Below are 18,004 nucleotides of genomic sequence, written 5' to 3' on the forward strand. Positions count from 1 at the left end.
ACATTCCGCGAGACAAATCGCTCCACCACTCATTTCCATACAGTGTCCAAGGAGCTCCCCTTCACCCGCTAAAGCCGATGAATAAAACGATGTGAAAGAGTGAAGGAAATACATGACAGAACTCTCTGTAAGAGATATTACAACATTCGCCCGTACATAAGCCACATTCTATTTCGATGTACATCAAAACAAGACGGGATATACATCAAACGGAATTATCACCATAGGCAAAATTTATTTCGTCCGAGCGGATATAAATACCCGCCGGCTTGCATTTTGAGATTGATAAAATATCTATCTTTGCCGCAAATTTAACTGCAAACTACAAATGAACGTGAACATTCCTTCCCGGCAGAACATATTTCGTGAAATGCGGGATTATTTAATGATTGCCTTAGGCATGATTATGTATGGTATCGGGTGGACGGTATTCCTGCTCCCCAACGACATAACCACAGGCGGAGTACCGGGTATCGCGTCACTGGTATATTTCGCAACGGGACTACCGGTACAGTATGTTTATTTCGGCATCAACTTTCTGCTATTACTGCTTGCCATCCGCATTTTAGGCTGGAAATTCAGCATCAAGACAATCTTTGCCGTCTTTACCCTGACATTCTTTCTTCCCGTCATCCAGCAACTGACGGACGGCGTTCGGTTATTGCACGACCAGCCTTTCATGGCCTGCGTCATCGGCGCATCCTTCTGTGGAGGCGGTATCGGCATTGCTTTCTCCTCAAACGGAAGCACGGGCGGAACGGATATTATCGCCGCTATCATCAATAAATACAGGGATATCACACTGGGACGGGTAATGCTGATTTGCGACCTTATCATCATCTCTTCCAGCTACTTTGTACTGAAAGACTGGGAGAAAGTGGTATACGGTTATGTCACCCTGTACATCTGCAGTTTCGTACTGGACCAAGTGGTGAACAGCGCGCGCCAGTCCGTACAATTCTTCATCATCAGCGAAAAGTACGAAGAAATAGCCAAGCATATCAACGTATATCCGCACAGAGGGGCGACAGTTATCAATGCGTCCGGATTCTACACCGGCAAAGAGATAAAGATGCTGTTTGTCCTTGCCAAGAAGCGGGAGTCGACCATTATCTTCCGGTTGATAAAAGATATAGACCCGAACGCCTTTGTATCGCAAAGCCAGGTAATCGGAGTATACGGAGAGGGATTCGACAAGATTAAGGTAAAGTAGCTTTCACGGGGATTATCGAATGAATTTTCCTTCTTTCCACGTATAACTTACAGGGCGGCGGAGAAACGGTTTCAGTTTTTCCGCCGCTTCTCTTTCCATGTAGTCGGGAGTAGTGAAAGTAAAGGTCAGTGTAGCGTCCTTACCCGAAAGGTCGGCTTTCATCAAGAGCATATCGGCTTGGAGACGCGCATCCTGATACCGATACACATCTATCGTATCGGAAGCGGGCATGATGAAATCGTCCATACCCGGTAGTGAAGCCAGATAAGGTGCGGACGGCAACTCTTTCCAATCGGTAGTGTAGAATTTGATATGACTGTCGCAAGCCGGAGCGCATACGGTGGAAACGGTACAGATAAGACAGGTACTGTCGTTCACGGACAAGAGCTTCATTTGCCAGGTGCTTTGGGGCGTTACCTGCACACGGATATAATCGGGAGTAAGCTCCGTCATTTCCGACTTGCCGCCAAAACGGTTGGTTACCTCGGCTTTCATCTTGCTCTCCAGGAAGTCGATAAAGTCGGCACGGTTCACAGCCGTAAGCAACGGGCTCAAAGAATCGGGCATATTGGTGAAACAAGTCTTTGCCGGTTGCGCCGACAAAGAGCCAATCCCCATACATACTGCAAATAAAAAGACTACCAACTTCTTCACCATATCATTGTATTATTTATCGATACTAAAATTCCTGTTTTAAATAAATCACATTACAGATAAGAGCACAGCTCCCGCAGAAAACGCGCATCCGTCTCATCAAAGCCATTCAGGCTTTCGCTATCCACATCCAGCACGCCCCACACTTCTCCCTCCGCACGCAGCAGCGGAACCACGATTTCCGAACGTGACAAGGAGCTGCACGCGATATGTCCCGGAAAAGCGTCCACATCTGGTACGACCAGCGTTTCAGCTTTCTCCCATGCTTTCCCGCAAACACCACGGCCTTTCTTTATCCGCGTACAAGCCACCGGGCCTTGGAAAGGGGCAAGCACCAACTCGTCACCTTTCACCAGATAAAATCCCACCCAGAAGAAACGGAAAGTCTCTTTCAGTGCGGCCGCAACGTTAGCCAGGTTGGCGACAAGGTCATCTTCTCCCTCAATCAGGCACTCGATTTGCGGAAGCAACATACGATATTTATCTTCCTTACTGCCGTTACTGACACATAAATCTTCCGCCATAAATTACTTAACGTTCTATTTACTCCCCAAATATAGGAAGAACATTCCAATCAACACCAAAATGAGGTCTGCCGCCTTGCTTTTTAAATTCTTTTCACGGAAGAAAAGAGCTCCGAACAGGAAGGAGACGACCACACTGCCGCGCCGCACCATAGATACGATAGAAATCATGGAATCTTCATAGCTCAAGGCGTAGAAGTACACGAAGTCCGCCGCGCAGAGAAAGACGGATATACCGATGATAGTCCAATCCCAGCGGAACGGCGTACTTTCCTTTCTCTTGGGATACCACAGCAACAGAATGATGGGGCACATGATAAATACCTGATAGATATTGTACCATGACTGTACCACCATAGGCGGCAACTGTTTCATCAGATACTTATCGTACAGTCCGCTGACAGCGCCCGTCACGGCTGCCAGCACAATAAAGAGAATCCATTTGTTGTGCTTGAAGTCGATGCCTTCTTTCTTACCGGAACGGCTCAGCATAAAGAACGACAGCACCGCCAGCATCACACCTATCCATTGATAAAGATTGAGCCGCTCGCCGAATACAAGCATGGCTCCCACAAGCACCATCACCGGACGCGTAGCATTAATCGGCCCCACAATGGTAAGTGGCAGGTGTTTCATTCCGAAATATCCGAATATCCACGAGGAGAGGACGATGAACGACTTGATGATGATAAATTTATGTACATCCCATCCTACCACAGGAACATCGAACATCGTACCGCCCGATACCGCCGGAGCGAAAACCGATATCAGGATAAACGGCAGGAATATCAGACTGGAAAATACCGTATTCAGAAACAAGACCAGAAGTACGGCATTGTCTTTGAGCGCCTGTTTCTTGAAGGCATCATAAAATCCCAGCAAGGCTGCCGAGAGGAAGGCTAATAATAACCACATTGGTTTGAGTTATGAGTTATAAGTTATAAGTTATGAGTTGGCTGCGCTATAAGAAGGGGGAGAGTAAAAAGTAATCACTTATCACTAACCACTTATCACTAATCACTAACCGCTAACGAACGTGTCTTCGGGATAGGCAATATCTACCAGGAACAGGGCGTTGCCGGGTACGGAAGTTCCTGCACGGCAACGGTCTTTCTGTTCGATAACACGACGGAAACCCTCGATGGTGAGTTTGCCTCTACCGACTTCGAGTAAGGTACCGACTACGGCACGCACCATATTCCGCAGAAAACGGTCGGCCTGAATAGTGAATACCCAGGTCACTTCATCTACTTGCGTCCAGGCGGCATGCATTATCTTGCAATTATTGGTTTTGACATCGGTATGCAATTTGCTGAAACTGGTGAAGTCCGTATACTCAAACAAGGTCTGTGCGGCTTCGTTCATTCGTTCAAAATCCGGAGTTTGGAACAGACGGCAGCGATACCGGCGGTCGAAAGGCATTTTGGCGGTAGTGACATAGTACTTATATGTACGCGCCGTAGCATCAAAACGCGCATGGGCATCGGGGCGCACGGCACGCAGACGGTAGACGGAAATATCCGGGGGGAGCAGACGGTTCAGTTTGTCCGCCATAAACGTTACATCCAACGGAACTTCACTGTCAAAATGCGCCACCATTAAGGAAGCGTGCACACCGGCATCGGTACGCCCTGCGCCCACCACTTCCACTTCACGCCGCAACAAGGTGGAGAGCGCTTTCATTAAACACTCCTGCACGCTTGCGCCGTTGGGCTGAATCTGCCAGCCGTGATAGGCTGTGCCGTCGTAAGCTAAATAGATAAAATATCGTTGCACGTTTCTTTTTACTTCCTGAATTTGGCTGCAAAGGTACAAAAAGACAGGAAAAAAGCAGCAAACTCTTCCGATTGTTCTGACAGATTACATTATCTTTGCAGAAGTTTCGCCACAAATTACACAGATTTACACAGATTCAGAATTAATTATGTATAGCAAAAGCCGTTTTATCTCTCTGTTTTTATTGGTAAGCATAGCGATGACCTGCTGTCTGGCAGGATGCAAGAAAAAAGATATGTCCCTCAAACTGAACGAGCCGCGCAACATACGGGGTGTTATCAGTTACAAACGTTCTTTCGGTGATTTGAATGAAAGACATCTGAAAGTAGCTCAGGCTATCGGCATTCGTCCGTTGGCATCACGCGAGGAAGCGGAAAGGATGAAAGAAAAGCTGCAACATATCACGACGAATGATTTGTACGCAGTCGATTCATTGACGCATTCCATTCCGTACCTTATTCCGGGAGCGGCTGCCCTACTCGATACAATCGGTTATAACTTTCTTGACTCTCTGACCGCCAAAGGGCTGAACCCGAACAAGATTACGGTTACTTCCGTGCTGCGTACGAAAGACGATGTGAAACGTTTGCGCCGCCGCAATGTCAATGCATCCGAAAATTCCGCTCATTTCTACGGTACTACGTTTGACGTCAGTTGGAAACGCTTTCAAAAGGTAGAGGATGAGGACGGACGCCCGTTACAAGATGTCAGCTCGGATACGCTGAAACTGGTGCTGTCCGAAGTATTACGCGACTTGAAGAAAGCAGAGAAATGTTACATTAAATATGAACTGAAGCAAGGCTGTTTCCATATTACTACAAGAATGTAAAAATGCAAATCTGTTAGTATATAGTATATTAAGATTTTGATATAAACTAATTCGCAACATTTACTTATACTTACTTTAGAATATCGGGACATTAAAATATCAACATTAACAGGCAGTTTACAAAAAGAAAAAACAACATACAAACAAAAGCCTGACTTCCTCCCCCTAAGGCTGAAAGCCTTTTATCTTATTAGCCCGGGGTAACACCCCGGGTACAGATGGTCTATTATATTTGCGCCCTGTAAGGGCAAAAGATTCGTATGTGTATCTTTTGCCCTTACAGGGCGCGATATCAATTACCCGGACATTCCCGGGTGTTACCCCGGGCTAATAAGATAAAAGCCTTTCAGGCTTAGAAAAATCATCATAGATCGGCACTATCCACTATTGTGTGCGAATAGAAAACTCCGGAATTCAAACTTTATAAGGACTGTCTATAAATGAAACCATTATTTCTCCTCCAGCATCCGCCATGCCGGCGGCAAGCAAGTAACAATATCCCCTGCCGTCATCCCCATTACCCCGTGCTTCTTGCAAGCAATATCTCCAGCCAGACCATGAACATAAGCTGCCATACGTGCCGCAGTTTCCGCATCGTACCCCTGTGCCAACAAGGCCAGTACAACACCCGTAAGCACATCACCGCTACCTCCTGTTGCCATACCGGGATTTCCGGTAGGATTAAACCAGCACTTTCCCGACGGTGCGATAATAACGGAATAAGCTCCTTTTAATAGAATGTGTACTCCGGCACTCCTTGCCAGTTCGCGGGCTTTCGTCAAGCGTTCGTACGAGTTCTGGCATTTCCCGACCAATCGTTCCAGTTCTTTGGGGTGCGGAGTAAGAATACTGCCTTTGGGCAAACGGCCGATGTAACTGCGATGTTCTCCCAACAAGTTCAACGCATCGGCATCCACCACCATGGGCGTCTGACAAGATTCTATCTGTTCCAGCAAGGCGGCTTCGGTATCTCCCGCCTTTCCCAATCCGGGACCGATGCCCACCGCCTGATAATCGTCCGTATCGGTGGCGCATGAGAAGCGCACATCATTTATGTCTATTTCCGTCATGGCTTCCGGAACGGAAGTCTGCACGATAAAGTTATTACAGAAAGGAATATGAACCGTCAGCAACCCCACCCCGGAGCGCAGACAAGCACGTGCCGCAAGTACCGACGCTCCTGCCATTCCTTGTGAACCGGCTATCAGCAAGGCACGTCCGAAATTTCCTTTATGAGCAAACTTACCACGCGGTTTCAGCATTGACGCCACATCCTCATGTTCCGTCAATGCAAAATCCGTTTCCTTTTCCTCTATGGCTTCCTCGCTCAAACCGATATCCAACAACTGCCATTCACCCACAAACGGCGCGTTCTCGGCAAAGAGAAATGCCAGTTTCGGCAGTTGCAGGCTTAACGTCAGGTCTGCACGGATGATATTGGCCTGGATATTATAGGTATTATCCTCTCCCATCAAACCGGAAGGTACATCAATGGCAACTACCGTAGCCGGAGACGTATTGATGTACTTCACTACCGCAGCGAAGCCCCCGCTCAAAGGCTTGTTCAGTCCGCTGCCGAACAATCCGTCTACCACCACGTGCTCTGCCGTCAGTACCGGCGGCACGAATTGCGTGGTTATCTCATGGAAATCTATTCCGGCAACTCCCGCCAGGCGTTCTTTATTCGTTTCGCAATCGGGCGACAACGCACCTTTGGTATTGAAAAGATACACCTCTACCCGGCAGCCCCGTTCCGCCAGCAGACGTGAAACAGCCAGCACGTCTCCGCCATTGTTTCCGGGTCCGGCAAATACCGTAAAAGGAGTTTCCGCACTCCAGCGTTCGGACACCGCCCGCGCCAATGCCCGCGAAGCGCGCTCCATAAGGTCTATGGACGAAACGGGCTCATTCTCTATTGTATAGGCGTCCAACTCTTTTAATTGGATGGTAGGAAATATTTTTATCATCGCAGCTTATTCATTTAAGTTACGAGCAAAGGTACAAAAAATAATAACTACTTTTGCAGCCTGAAACATACAAAGAAACAAAGACAATAAACACATAACCAATGAGTACATCCAAACACCCTAAAGGACTTTATCTTATCTTCGCCACCAGCACCGCAGAACGTTTCAGCTACTATGGCATGCGGGCCATCTTCATTCTGTTCTTAACGCAAGCGCTGCTGTTCGACAAAGAGCACGCCGCTTCCATTTACGGCAGCTACACCGGGCTGGTTTACCTCACCCCGCTCATCGGCGGGTACATTGCCGACAAATACTGGGGTATCCGTCGTTCTGTTTTCTGGGGAGCCATGATGATGGCCGTAGGACAGTTCCTGATGTTCTTCAGCGCTTCCATGCTGGATACCGGTCAACTGTCGCACTGGTTGATGTATGGCGGCCTTACTTTCCTTATACTGGGCAACGGATGCTTCAAGCCGACAGTATCTTCCCTCGTGGGACAACTGTACGAACCGGGAGACAGACGGTTGGACTCCGCTTACACCATATTCTATATGGGCGTTAACGTCGGCTCCTTCCTTGCGCCACTGGTTTGCGGCTATTTCGGCGAAACCGGTAATCCGCACGACTTCAGATGGGGCTTCCTGATTGCCGCGATTGTCACCGTGTTTACAGTCATACTTTTCGAGACACAAAAGAACAAATACCTTATCGGACCCGACGGCAAACAGCTCGGCATCATTCCCGACGCTAAAAAGGAACAGCCGCAAGTGACGAAAACAGCCGCTCAATCCGCCATAGACAGCCACAAGAAGAAACGTAATTATCTCCTTCTGGGAGTATTGGCGATAGCGTTTGCCGCCTTCTTCTACCGGTGCTTCGGCAACGATTGGATCAGCATCGGTATTTTCACCGCTTGCATCGTCTTTCCCGTCAGCATCCTGCTGGAAGGCTCGCTTACGAAGATTGAACGCGACCGTATTTTCGTAATCTATATCATCGCTTTCTTCGTCATCTTCTTCTGGGCGGCCTACGAACAGGCAGGCGCCTCACTGACGCTCTTCGCTTCCGAGCAGACCGACCGCGTTATCCTCGGCTGGGAAATGCCGGCTTCCTGGATACAATCATTCAATCCTTTCTTTGTCGTGATACTGGCAGCCCTCATGCCGGGAGTATGGGGATTCCTCAACAAACGGGGAATGGAACCCGCCTCTCCTACCAAGCAGGCTATCGGCTTATTACTCCTGTCTTTGGGCTATCTCGTTATCTGTTTCGCCGTAAAAGATGTGCGGCCCGGGGTCAAGGTAAGCCTCATCTGGCTGACGGGACTTTACTTCATCCATACAATGGGTGAAATTGCGCTTTCCCCCATCGGCCTGTCCATGGTGAACAAACTCACTCCTATCCGCTTTGCCTCGCTGATGATGGGCATATGGTATCTCTCTACCGCCACGGCCAACAAATTTGCGGGTACGCTGAGCGGCCTTTATCCCGAAGCCGGAAAAGTGAAAACATTGCTGGGCTACCGCATCGAAACGATGTATGACTTCTTCATGGTATTCGTTGTGATGTCCGCCACCGCATCGCTTATCCTCTTCCTGCTTTCAAAGAAATTACAGAAGATGATGCACGGAGTGGAATAAAATCACTATTTTTGCGCCAACTTTCTAAAAACTCCTATTTATGGATACCATACAAATAAAAGACAAGATGTTCACCGTTTCCATCAAGGAACAGGACATATTGAAAGAAGTAACCCGTGTAGCGAACGAAATCAACCGCGACCTGGCCGGTAAGAATCCGCTTTTCCTGAGTGTGCTGAACGGCTCGTTCATGTTTACCTCCGACCTGATGAAGCGCATCACCATCCCCTGCGAAATTTCTTTCGTGAAACTCGCCTCTTACCAAGGGGTATCTTCTACGGGAGTTATCAAAGAAGTTATCGGCATTAACGAGGATATTTCCGGCCGTACAATCGTTATCGTCGAAGACATCGTAGACACAGGCCTCACCATGCAACGCTTGCTGGACACCCTCGGCACACGCGGTCCTAAGGACATCCATATCGCCTCGCTGCTGGTGAAACCCGATAAGTTGAAAGTAGACCTGAACATCGAATACGTAGCCATGAACATCCCCAACGACTTTATCGTGGGCTACGGTCTGGACTATGACGGATTCGGACGCAACTATCCCGACATTTATACGGTAGTGGACTGAACCGGAGAAAAGGTATTGGAAGAAGGTATTAAATTGTAAATCATAAAATAATAGCTAAACAAATGTTGAACATTGTAATTTTCGGTGCTCCCGGTTCAGGAAAGGGAACACAAAGCGAGAGAATTGTAGAGAAGTACGGCATCAACCACATTTCTACGGGAGACGTGCTCCGTGCAGAAATCAAAAACGGTACCGAACTGGGCAAAACAGCCAAAGGCTACATCGACCAGGGACAACTGTTGCCGGACGAACTGATTATCGACATCCTGGCAAGCACGCTGGACAGCTTCAAAGAGAGCAAGGGTGTTATCTTCGACGGTTTCCCCCGTACCATCGCACAGGCAGAAGCATTGAAGAAAATGCTGGCCGAACGCGGACAGAGCGTAAACATCATGCTGGACCTCGACGTGCCCGAAGATGAACTGATGAAGCGCCTCATCAAACGCGGACAGGAATCAGGCCGTGCCGATGACAACGAAGAGACCATCAAGAAACGTCTTACCGTATATCATTCGCAAACAGCTCCGCTGATTGACTGGTACAAGAACGAAAAGCTGTATGCGCACATCAAAGGTATCGGCGAACTGGAAACGATTACGGCAGATGTTTGCAAAGCGATTGACGCTGCGAAATAATATTTGATATCAAAAGCAGATACATTCAACGCAAATTACGCGAACCGCTACGGATGACTATTTATCCGTGCGGTTCGCGTAATTTATATCGTTTCCTGCATCAGCGGTCAGCCGTTCCACCATTTTACATAGATTCGCCTCGTTCTGTTCGTCCGAGACAGTGGGGTCTTTCACAAAATACCTGCAAGGCAAGTCCGGACAATCACCGCAATTCTTTTTCCTCCTGGTACGGCAGCAGTCATAAATGCGGCAGACATCATCACCCGTATACCGTAACCAGAATACTTTTCCTTTTATTTTCCTGCATCCTCCGCACTCCAACGGGAAAGAAGCACACTCCACACAAACCGCACCGCAGGGGGAAGGCTCGACAAAGTCATCTTTCCAGACCCACCATTTACACTTCATCGGGTCGGGATGCTCGGTATTTACAAAGTATTCCACTGCACGATAAAGGTACAACTGGCAGCGGTCGAGAGTGCAACCGCGCAACCGGCACTCCCCGGCATAAAGTTCTTCGGCGCTCTTGCCACGCAATGAAGCGATAGTGGGATACCCCATCAGTATCAAGTCCTGTTCGGTGCAGGCGCCTACATTGGGAATCGTTCTCAGTTCACTCATTAAGATTATTATATCAGGATGTAAATCAATCGATGAACAAAAATAACGTTATCAGTCCATCCAACCAAACAAATCACAACCCAAATTTGAGCATATCGCCTGAAATCACTAATTTTGCGCCTGTTATCCCGATGGTAACAATAAAGAAACCTAAAAAGAAAACAAGAATATGGCTGAATCGAATTTTGTTGACTACGTAAAAATCTATTGCCGTTCCGGTAAAGGCGGCCGAGGCTCCACGCACATGCGGCGTGAAAAATACATTCCTAATGGAGGCCCCGACGGAGGTGACGGAGGACGAGGCGGCCACGTAATTCTTCGCGGCAACCGCAACTACTGGACATTGCTGCATCTGCGCTACGACCGCCACATCATGGCCGGGCACGGAGAATCGGGTTCCAAGAACCGCAGTTTCGGCAAGGACGGAGAGGACAAGGTAATCGAAGTGCCCTGTGGAACAGTAGTGTACAATGCCGAAACCGGTGAATACATTTGCGATGTAACCGAGCATGGCCAGGAAGTCGTTCTGCTGAAAGGCGGACGCGGCGGATTGGGCAACTGGCACTTCAAGACCGCTACCCGTCAGGCTCCCCGTTTCGCACAGCCGGGCGAACCGATGCAGGAAATGACGGTTATCATGGAGTTGAAGCTGCTGGCGGATGTAGGTTTGGTAGGTTTTCCCAATGCAGGAAAGTCGACACTGCTCTCGGCCGTATCTTCGGCAAAGCCGAAAATCGCCAATTATCCCTTTACCACACTGGAACCCAACTTGGGGATTGTGTCTTATCGCGACGGCAAGTCATTCGTGATGGCGGATATCCCCGGCATTATCGAAGGCGCAAGTGCAGGCAAGGGTTTGGGACTTCGCTTCCTGCGCCACATCGAACGCAACTCGCTGCTGCTGTTCATGGTTCCGGCCGATAGCGACGACATCCGTAAGGAATATGAAATCCTATTGAACGAATTGCGTACCTTCAACCCCGAAATGCTGGACAAGCAACGTGTACTTGCCATTACAAAATGTGATATGCTGGATCAAGAACTGATGGATGAAATAGAGCCTACGCTGCCCGAAAGCATCCCGCACGTATTCATTTCGGCCATATCCGGCCTGGGTATCTCAGTCCTGAAAGATATTCTGTGGGAAGAGCTGAATAAGGAAAGCAACAAGATAGAAGGTAAGATTGAAAGCATAGCCCATCGTGCCAAAGACATGAGCCATCTGAAAGAAGAACTGAAAGATGAAGGTGAGGACGAAGACCTCGGCTACGAATATATCGACGACGAGGACATTGAAGACCTCGAAAATTTTGAATACGAAGAAGAGGACTGGGAGGATGACAAAAAATGATTTCTCTTACAGAAGATAAAAGAATGTTGGGATATGAGGCGCTTGCCCCGTATCCCGACATTTCTTGTTTTGTAACCACCCGGCATGGCGGATGCAGCGTCGGCAACTATGCTTCTTTCAACTGCACCCCTTACACCGGAGACGATACGGAGTGCGTACGCAAAAATCAGGAAGCGTTGCGTGCCGCATTGCCTGCATACCCGCAAGAACTCATTATTCCTTTTCAAACTCATAGTACCGACTCACTCGTCATCGACGAAACCTATCAGCATGCGACATGCAGTGAACGGCACTCCATGCTGCAAGGTATCGATGCGCTTATTACCGACATGCCCGGTTACTGTATCTGTATCTCTACCGCCGATTGCATTCCCATATTATTATATGATAAGCAGCATCGCGTTGTCGCCGCAGTTCATGCCGGCTGGCGGGGTACGGTAAATCGCATTCTTGCGAAAACGCTCCACCGGATGCAGGCTGCTTACGGCACGGAAGGAAAAGACATCATAGCCTGTATAGGTCCGGGCATCTCCCTCGCATCTTTCGAGGTGGGCGATGAAGTATACGAGGCTTTCCGTACTGAGAGTTTTCCAATGGAATACATATCCGTATGGAAGCCCGAAACGCACAAACACCATATTGATTTATGGGCAGCCAACCGTCTTCAACTCTCCGATTTCGGAGTACCGCCCCGGCAGATAGAGAACGCGGGTATCTGTACTTACGAACAGCATGAGGATTTCTTCTCGGCACGACGGCTGGGCATCAAGTCGGGACGCATACTGTCGGGAATAATGATAAATCAATGATTAATGATTAGCCATGTATAACATTACCGTATCAGAAGAAATTAAGAAAGCCTGCCCTGTCTTTAAAGGCGCAGCCGTATACGCAGAGGTTACCAATAGCGCTTTCAGCCAAGGGCTTTGGGACGAGATAAACGCCTTTACAAAAGAGCTGACTACTACCACACCCGACGACATTAAACAGCAACCCGCCATTGCCGCCACCCGTGAAGTCTACAAACGTTGCGGAAAAGACCCGAGCCGCTACCGCCCCTCGGCCGAAGCATTACGCCGCCGTCTTATGCGGGGATTGGAGTTGTATCGGATTGACACGCTGGTAGACCTCATCAACCTTGTCTCCCTTCGTACCGGATACTCCATAGGCGGTTTTGACGCAGACAAGATACAAGGAAATAACCTTGAACTCGGCGTCGGGCGTGCGGAAGAACCTTTCGAGGGCATCGGACGCGGAACGCTGAATATCGAAGGACTTCCCGTATACCGTGACCTGACAGGCGGCATAGGCACTCCCACCAGCGACAACGAACGTACCAAAATGGGACTGGAAACCCGTCATATACTCGCCATTGTAAACGGTTACAGCGGATGCGACGGACTGGCGGAAGCTGCCGGAATGATACAGGAGCTCCTGCGGAAATATGCCGCTTCCGACGGTGGAACGGTGCACTACTTTGACTAAGTGGCAACTTCGGAAACGATGTCACTATCAAGCCCGGTACAAAAAAATAACATACAGAACTCTCCAAGTATTCAAACGTTTCACTACATTTGCAAAACGTTTCACTTGAAAAAAAGAATTGAACTTTAAAACATATCAATGATAGAAAAACTGATTGTTCTTGAGGATATCGATCCGGTAATCTTTTACGGCGTAAACAACGCCAATATGCAATTGATAAAAGCTTTGTATCCCAAACTCCGTATCGTTGCCCGCGGCAATGTCATCAAAGTCTTGGGAGACGAAGAGGAGATGTGCGCGTTTGAAGAAAACATCACCAAGCTTGAAAAGTATTGCGCCGAATATAATTCTCTGAAAGAGGAAGTTATCATTGATATTATCAAAGGAAACGCCCCGCAAGCGGAAAAGTCCGGCAACGTCATCGTGTTCAGCGTAACGGGAAAGCCCATCATACCGCGCAGCGAAAACCAGTTGAAGCTGGTCGAGGCTTTCGCCAAGAACGACATGGTGTTTGCCATCGGCCCGGCCGGTTCGGGCAAAACCTATACGGCTATCGCCCTTGCCGTACGTGCGCTGAAAAACAAGGAAATCAAGAAAATAATCCTCAGCCGCCCCGCCGTAGAGGCCGGCGAGAAGCTCGGATTCCTGCCCGGCGACATGAAGGATAAGATAGACCCCTACCTGCAACCGCTTTACGACGCATTGCAGGATATGATACCTGCCGCCAAACTGAAAGAATACATGGAGCTGAACATCATCCAGATCGCTCCCCTCGCTTTCATGCGCGGACGTACGCTGAACGACGCCGTAGTGATTCTGGACGAAGCGCAGAACACTACCACCCAACAGATAAAGATGTTCCTTACCCGCATGGGCATGAATACCAAAATGATTGTCACGGGAGACATGACGCAGATAGACCTTCCCCAATCGCAAACTTCCGGATTGGTGCAAGCGCTCCGCATCCTGAAAGGCGTGAAAGGTATCAGTTTCATCGAACTGAACAAGAAAGATATTGTACGCCACAAACTGGTTACTCAGATTGTGGAAGCCTACGAGAAGTTTGACAAAGAAACAAAAGCGGAACGGGAGAAACGGAAAGCAGAAAAAGCAGAACAATAGCTCCCTGCATAAACAGAAAATATTCAACTTATAAATATCACAAAAATGAAAGCATTAACAGCAACAGATTTCAACTTTCCCGGACAGAAGAGCGTCTATCACGGAAAAGTGCGTGATGTGTACAACATCAACGGTGAAAAGTTAGTTATGGTCGCCACCGACCGTATTTCAGCCTTCGACGTAGTATTGCCGAAAGGTATTCCTTTCAAGGGACAAATGCTGAACCAGATTGCAGCCAAGTTCCTCGATGCCACTACCGACATCTGTCCCAACTGGAAGATGGCTACTCCCGACCCTATGGTGACAGTGGGTGTAATGTGCGAAGGTTTCCCGGTTGAAATGATTGTACGCGGCTATCTCTGCGGCAGCGCATGGCGTGCCTACAAGAGCGGTGTCCGCGAAATCTGCGGTGTGAAGCTGCCCGAAGGCATGAAAGAGAACCAGAAGTTCCCCGAACCTATCATCACCCCGACTACAAAAGCTGAAATAGGCGAGCATGACGCCGACATCTCCAAAGAAGAAATTCTTGCCAAAGGTCTTGCCACTCCCGAAGAATACGCGGTGTTGGAGAAGTACACAATGGCACTCTTTAAACGCGGAACGGAAATCGCCGCAGAGCGCGGTTTGATTCTTGTCGATACCAAATACGAATTCGGTAAGCACAACGGCACCATCTATCTGATGGACGAAATCCATACTCCTGACTCCAGCCGCTATTTCTACTCCGAAGGTTACGAAGAACGCTTTGCCAAAGGCGAGCCGCAAAAGCAGCTTTCAAAGGAATTCGTACGCGAATGGTTGATGGATAACGGCTTCCAGGGCAAAGAAGGACAACAGGTTCCGGAGATGACAGACGAAATCGTAACTTCCATCAGCGAACGCTACATCGAGTTGTACGAACACATCACCGGTGAAAAGTTCGTCAAAGAAGATACAAGCAATATCGCCGAACGTATCGAAAAGAATGTAACGGAATACTTAAAGAAATGAAGAATGAGGAGTGAAGAATGAAGAATTGCTATGCAGCATTATAGTACTATAATGCGCAGCCATGTTCTTCATTCTTCATCCTTACTTATTCATCCATAAATTCTTAATTCTTCATTAAAAACATGGCTTACCCGCAAGAACACATCAAGCCTTACGGTAATGATGGCAAGAAGAGCGAACAGGTCGAGGAAATGTTCGACAACATCGCGCCCGCTTACGACAAGCTGAATCATACCCTGTCGATGGGCATAGACCGCAGTTGGCGTAAGAAAGCGATTAATGCGCTCCGCCCTTTCAACCCCCGGCGTATCATGGATGTAGCGACCGGAACCGGTGATTTCGCCATACTTGCCTGCCGCGAACTGCAGCCCGATACGCTGATAGGAACCGACATATCCGAAGGCATGATGAATGTGGGACGCGAAAAAGTAAAACAGGCGCAACTCTCGGACAAGATTTCCTTCGCCCGGGAGGATTGCACCTCTCTCTCATTTGCCGATGAAAGTTTTGATGCCGTGACCGTAGCGTTCGGTATCCGCAATTTCGACGGACTGGATAAAGGACTGTCCGAAATGTGCCGTGTACTCGTGCCCGGCGGGCATCTCGTGATACTGGAACTTTCCACTCCGGACCGCTTCCCGATGAAGCAACTCTTTACCGTCTACTCCAAAGTCGTCATACCTCTACTCGGCAAATGCATCTCGAAAGACAACAGCGCTTATACCTATCTGCCCCAAAGTATCCGTGCCTTTCCGCAAGGTGAAATTATGCAAGGGGTAATCCGCAAGGCAGGATTCAGCGAGGTACGCTTCAAACGATTGACTTTCGGAATATGTACCTTATACATTGCTAAGAAATAGTCACTTAATTCCCCCTTTAACACACTTGGATATGCAGAAATACGGTCTAATCGGCTACCCGCTGAAACATTCGTTCTCCATCGGCTACTTCAATGAGAAATTCAAAGCCGAGAACATTGACGCAGAGTATGTAAACTTTGAGATTCCCCGCATCGAGGACTTCATGGAAGTGATTGAGGAAAATCCCAATCTCTGCGGACTGAATGTAACCATCCCTTACAAAGAACAAGTTATCCCCTACCTCGACGAGCTGGATAAGGATACTGCCAAAATAGGTGCGGTCAACGTTATCAAGATTGTCCGTCTCCCCAAAGGCAAAGTCAAACTGATAGGCTGTAACTCGGACATTATCGGATTTACGCAATCCATCGAGCCATTGTTGCAACCCCATCACAAGAAAGCATTGATTCTGGGTACGGGCGGTGCATCCAAAGCAGTATATCGCGGTCTGGAAAACTTAGGGATAGAAAGTACTTTCGTATCACGTACCAAAAAGGACGACAAATTCCTTACCTATGAGGAACTGACTCCGGAAATAATGGCTGAATATACGGTCATCGTCAACTGTACCCCCGTCGGCATGTTCCCCAAAGTGGATTTTTGCCTAAACATACCGTACGAACAACTTACACCCAACCATTTGCTCTACGATTTGTTATATAATCCAAATGAAACACTCTTCATGAAGAAAGGCAAAGCCCAAGGGGCCGTCACCAAAAACGGACTCGAGATGTTGCTGCTGCAAGCCTTTGCCGCATGGGAGATTTGGAATAGGTAACATGAAAAAAAAGATTAAATACAGTCTGATAGGATTATTGGCGGTAATAGTCGCCGCCATCGCCGGTGGAAGTTATTATATGCTCGGTTACTCGCTGACGCCCAAAGAGAACAAAGGTAAGGATATACCCGGCTCGTACGAATATATGCGCCGTACATATCCCTTCATCACGCCATGGCTGGATAGTCTGCAAACCGCAGGAGCCCTGCGTGACACCTTTATCATCAATCCGGAAGGACGACAACTGCACGCTATTTTTGCCGCGGCCGCCCAACCTACCGATAAAACGGCAGTCATTGTGCACGGTTATACCGACAACGCCATCCGCATGCTGATGATAGGGTACCTTTATAATAAAGATTTGAACTACAACATATTCCTTCCTGACTTACAGGACAACGGCCTGAGTGAAGGCCCCGCCATACAAATGGGGTGGAAAGACAGGCTGGATGTACTGAATTGGATGAATATAGCCGACAGTATCTTCGGAAACAATACTCAAATGGTAGTGCACGGCATCTCTATGGGAGCTGCCACTACCATGATGGTATCCGGAGAACCGCAACGGCCTTTTGTAAGATGCTTTGTGGAAGATTGCGGCTACACCAGTGTATGGGACGAATTCTCCTTCCAATTGAAGGACATGTTCGGGTTGCCCGAATTTCCGCTAATGTACACTACCGGATGGCTGTGCAACGCCAAATACGGCTGGAACTTCCGGGAAGCCTCTTCACTGGAGCAAGTCAGGAAATGCAGCCTTCCCATGTTATTCATACATGGAGATGCGGATACATACGTGCCCACTTGGATGGTCTATCCCTTGTACGAGGCCAAGAGCGAACCGAAAGAGTTGTGGATTGTACCCGGGGCGACACACGCCATGTCTTACAGGGATTATCCGCAGGAATATACGGAGCGCGTAAAGAAATTTGTAGGGAAATACATCCATTGATGTGATTTTTCCTATCTTCGCCCCTACAAA

General features: G+C 48.4%; 19 protein-coding genes. 13 read left to right on the forward strand and 6 right to left on the reverse strand.

Annotated features, from left to right (window positions below; all coding sequences use genetic code 11):
* The first annotated feature begins 328 nt into the window (after positions 1 to 328).
* The gene (locus BUB52_RS03650; RefSeq protein ID WP_009122631.1) at positions 329 to 1,213 is read left to right on the forward strand and encodes a YitT family protein; all 885 of its coding nucleotides are present in this window, start codon (positions 329 to 331) and stop codon (positions 1,211 to 1,213) included.
* A gap of 12 nt (positions 1,214 to 1,225) precedes the next feature.
* Here BUB52_RS03650 and BUB52_RS03655 read toward each other — a convergent pair whose 3' ends face one another.
* The 4 genes from BUB52_RS03655 to truA all read right to left on the reverse strand — a co-directional run bounded on the left by BUB52_RS03655 (position 1,226) and on the right by truA (position 4,167).
* Positions 1,226 to 1,870, reverse strand: a complete 645-nt coding sequence (locus BUB52_RS03655; protein WP_009122632.1) for a DUF3256 family protein — start codon at positions 1,868 to 1,870, stop codon at positions 1,226 to 1,228.
* Positions 1,871 to 1,920: 50 nt separating this feature from the next.
* The gene (locus tag BUB52_RS03660; RefSeq protein WP_009122633.1) at positions 1,921 to 2,391 is read right to left on the reverse strand and encodes a GAF domain-containing protein; all 471 of its coding nucleotides are present in this window, start codon (positions 2,389 to 2,391) and stop codon (positions 1,921 to 1,923) included.
* A 15-nt stretch (positions 2,392 to 2,406) separates the two neighbouring features.
* Positions 2,407 to 3,306 (reverse strand): DMT family transporter, encoded by a 900-nt coding sequence (locus BUB52_RS03665; RefSeq protein WP_009122634.1) that lies wholly within the window; start codon positions 3,304 to 3,306, stop codon positions 2,407 to 2,409.
* 105 nt (positions 3,307 to 3,411) lie between these two features.
* Positions 3,412 to 4,167 carry a tRNA pseudouridine(38-40) synthase TruA gene (gene truA, locus BUB52_RS03670; RefSeq protein ID WP_009122635.1) on the reverse strand — a complete coding sequence of 252 codons (756 nt, stop codon included), beginning with the start codon at positions 4,165 to 4,167 and terminating at the stop codon, positions 3,412 to 3,414.
* A 148-nt stretch (positions 4,168 to 4,315) separates the two neighbouring features.
* Here truA and BUB52_RS03675 point away from each other — a divergent pair, with 148 nt between their 5' ends.
* The gene (locus BUB52_RS03675) at positions 4,316 to 4,996 is read left to right on the forward strand and encodes a DUF5715 family protein (protein WP_009122636.1); all 681 of its coding nucleotides are present in this window, start codon (positions 4,316 to 4,318) and stop codon (positions 4,994 to 4,996) included.
* 449 nt (positions 4,997 to 5,445) lie between these two features.
* Here BUB52_RS03675 and BUB52_RS03680 read toward each other — a convergent pair whose 3' ends face one another.
* Positions 5,446 to 6,960 carry an NAD(P)H-hydrate dehydratase gene (locus tag BUB52_RS03680; RefSeq protein WP_039951014.1) on the reverse strand — a complete coding sequence of 505 codons (1,515 nt, stop codon included), beginning with the start codon at positions 6,958 to 6,960 and terminating at the stop codon, positions 5,446 to 5,448.
* A gap of 104 nt (positions 6,961 to 7,064) precedes the next feature.
* Here BUB52_RS03680 and BUB52_RS03685 point away from each other — a divergent pair, with 104 nt between their 5' ends.
* From BUB52_RS03685 to BUB52_RS03695, 3 genes are all read left to right on the forward strand, one after another.
* Complete coding sequence (locus tag BUB52_RS03685; protein ID WP_009122638.1) at positions 7,065 to 8,603, forward strand: peptide MFS transporter; 1,539 nt, start codon at positions 7,065 to 7,067, stop codon at positions 8,601 to 8,603.
* 40 nt (positions 8,604 to 8,643) lie between these two features.
* A complete protein-coding gene (hpt, locus tag BUB52_RS03690; protein ID WP_009122639.1) occupies positions 8,644 to 9,180 on the forward strand; it encodes a hypoxanthine phosphoribosyltransferase in 537 nt (178 codons plus the stop codon).
* Positions 9,181 to 9,242: 62 nt separating this feature from the next.
* Positions 9,243 to 9,815, forward strand: coding sequence for an adenylate kinase (locus BUB52_RS03695; protein ID WP_009122640.1), 573 nt, complete (start codon positions 9,243 to 9,245; stop codon positions 9,813 to 9,815).
* Positions 9,816 to 9,872: 57 nt separating this feature from the next.
* Here the strand turns inward: BUB52_RS03695 and BUB52_RS03700 are convergent, their stop codons facing one another.
* Positions 9,873 to 10,436: a helix-hairpin-helix domain-containing protein gene (locus BUB52_RS03700; protein WP_009122641.1), complete on the reverse strand. Its 564-nt coding sequence runs from the start codon at positions 10,434 to 10,436 to the stop codon at positions 9,873 to 9,875.
* A 169-nt stretch (positions 10,437 to 10,605) separates the two neighbouring features.
* On the opposite strand from BUB52_RS03700, the gene obgE reads away from it, so the two are divergent.
* The 8 genes from obgE (at position 10,606) to BUB52_RS03740 (ending at position 17,974) form a co-directional block, all read left to right on the forward strand.
* Positions 10,606 to 11,787, forward strand: a complete 1,182-nt coding sequence (gene obgE, locus BUB52_RS03705) for a GTPase ObgE (protein ID WP_039950953.1) — start codon at positions 10,606 to 10,608, stop codon at positions 11,785 to 11,787.
* A complete protein-coding gene (pgeF, locus tag BUB52_RS03710) occupies positions 11,784 to 12,596 on the forward strand; it encodes a peptidoglycan editing factor PgeF (protein WP_009122644.1) in 813 nt (270 codons plus the stop codon). Before obgE ends, pgeF begins: the two co-directional genes overlap by 4 nt.
* A gap of 13 nt (positions 12,597 to 12,609) precedes the next feature.
* Positions 12,610 to 13,272 carry a B3/B4 domain-containing protein gene (locus BUB52_RS03715; protein ID WP_009122645.1) on the forward strand — a complete coding sequence of 221 codons (663 nt, stop codon included), beginning with the start codon at positions 12,610 to 12,612 and terminating at the stop codon, positions 13,270 to 13,272.
* A gap of 138 nt (positions 13,273 to 13,410) precedes the next feature.
* Complete coding sequence (locus BUB52_RS03720) at positions 13,411 to 14,394, forward strand: PhoH family protein (protein ID WP_009122646.1); 984 nt, start codon at positions 13,411 to 13,413, stop codon at positions 14,392 to 14,394.
* A 45-nt stretch (positions 14,395 to 14,439) separates the two neighbouring features.
* Positions 14,440 to 15,384, forward strand: a complete 945-nt coding sequence (locus tag BUB52_RS03725; protein WP_009122647.1) for a phosphoribosylaminoimidazolesuccinocarboxamide synthase — start codon at positions 14,440 to 14,442, stop codon at positions 15,382 to 15,384.
* 122 nt (positions 15,385 to 15,506) lie between these two features.
* Positions 15,507 to 16,244, forward strand: coding sequence for a bifunctional demethylmenaquinone methyltransferase/2-methoxy-6-polyprenyl-1,4-benzoquinol methylase UbiE (gene ubiE / locus BUB52_RS03730; protein WP_009122648.1), 738 nt, complete (start codon positions 15,507 to 15,509; stop codon positions 16,242 to 16,244).
* 31 nt (positions 16,245 to 16,275) lie between these two features.
* Entirely contained in the window at positions 16,276 to 17,022 is a 747-nt protein-coding gene (locus tag BUB52_RS03735) for a shikimate dehydrogenase family protein (protein WP_009122649.1), read from the forward strand.
* A 1-nt stretch (position 17,023) separates the two neighbouring features.
* Complete coding sequence (locus BUB52_RS03740) at positions 17,024 to 17,974, forward strand: alpha/beta hydrolase (RefSeq protein ID WP_009122650.1); 951 nt, start codon at positions 17,024 to 17,026, stop codon at positions 17,972 to 17,974.
* Positions 17,975 to 18,004 lie beyond the last annotated feature (30 nt).

The sequence above is a fragment of the Bacteroides clarus YIT 12056 genome (assembly GCF_900129655.1).
Lineage (GTDB): Bacteria > Bacteroidota > Bacteroidia > Bacteroidales > Bacteroidaceae > Bacteroides > Bacteroides clarus.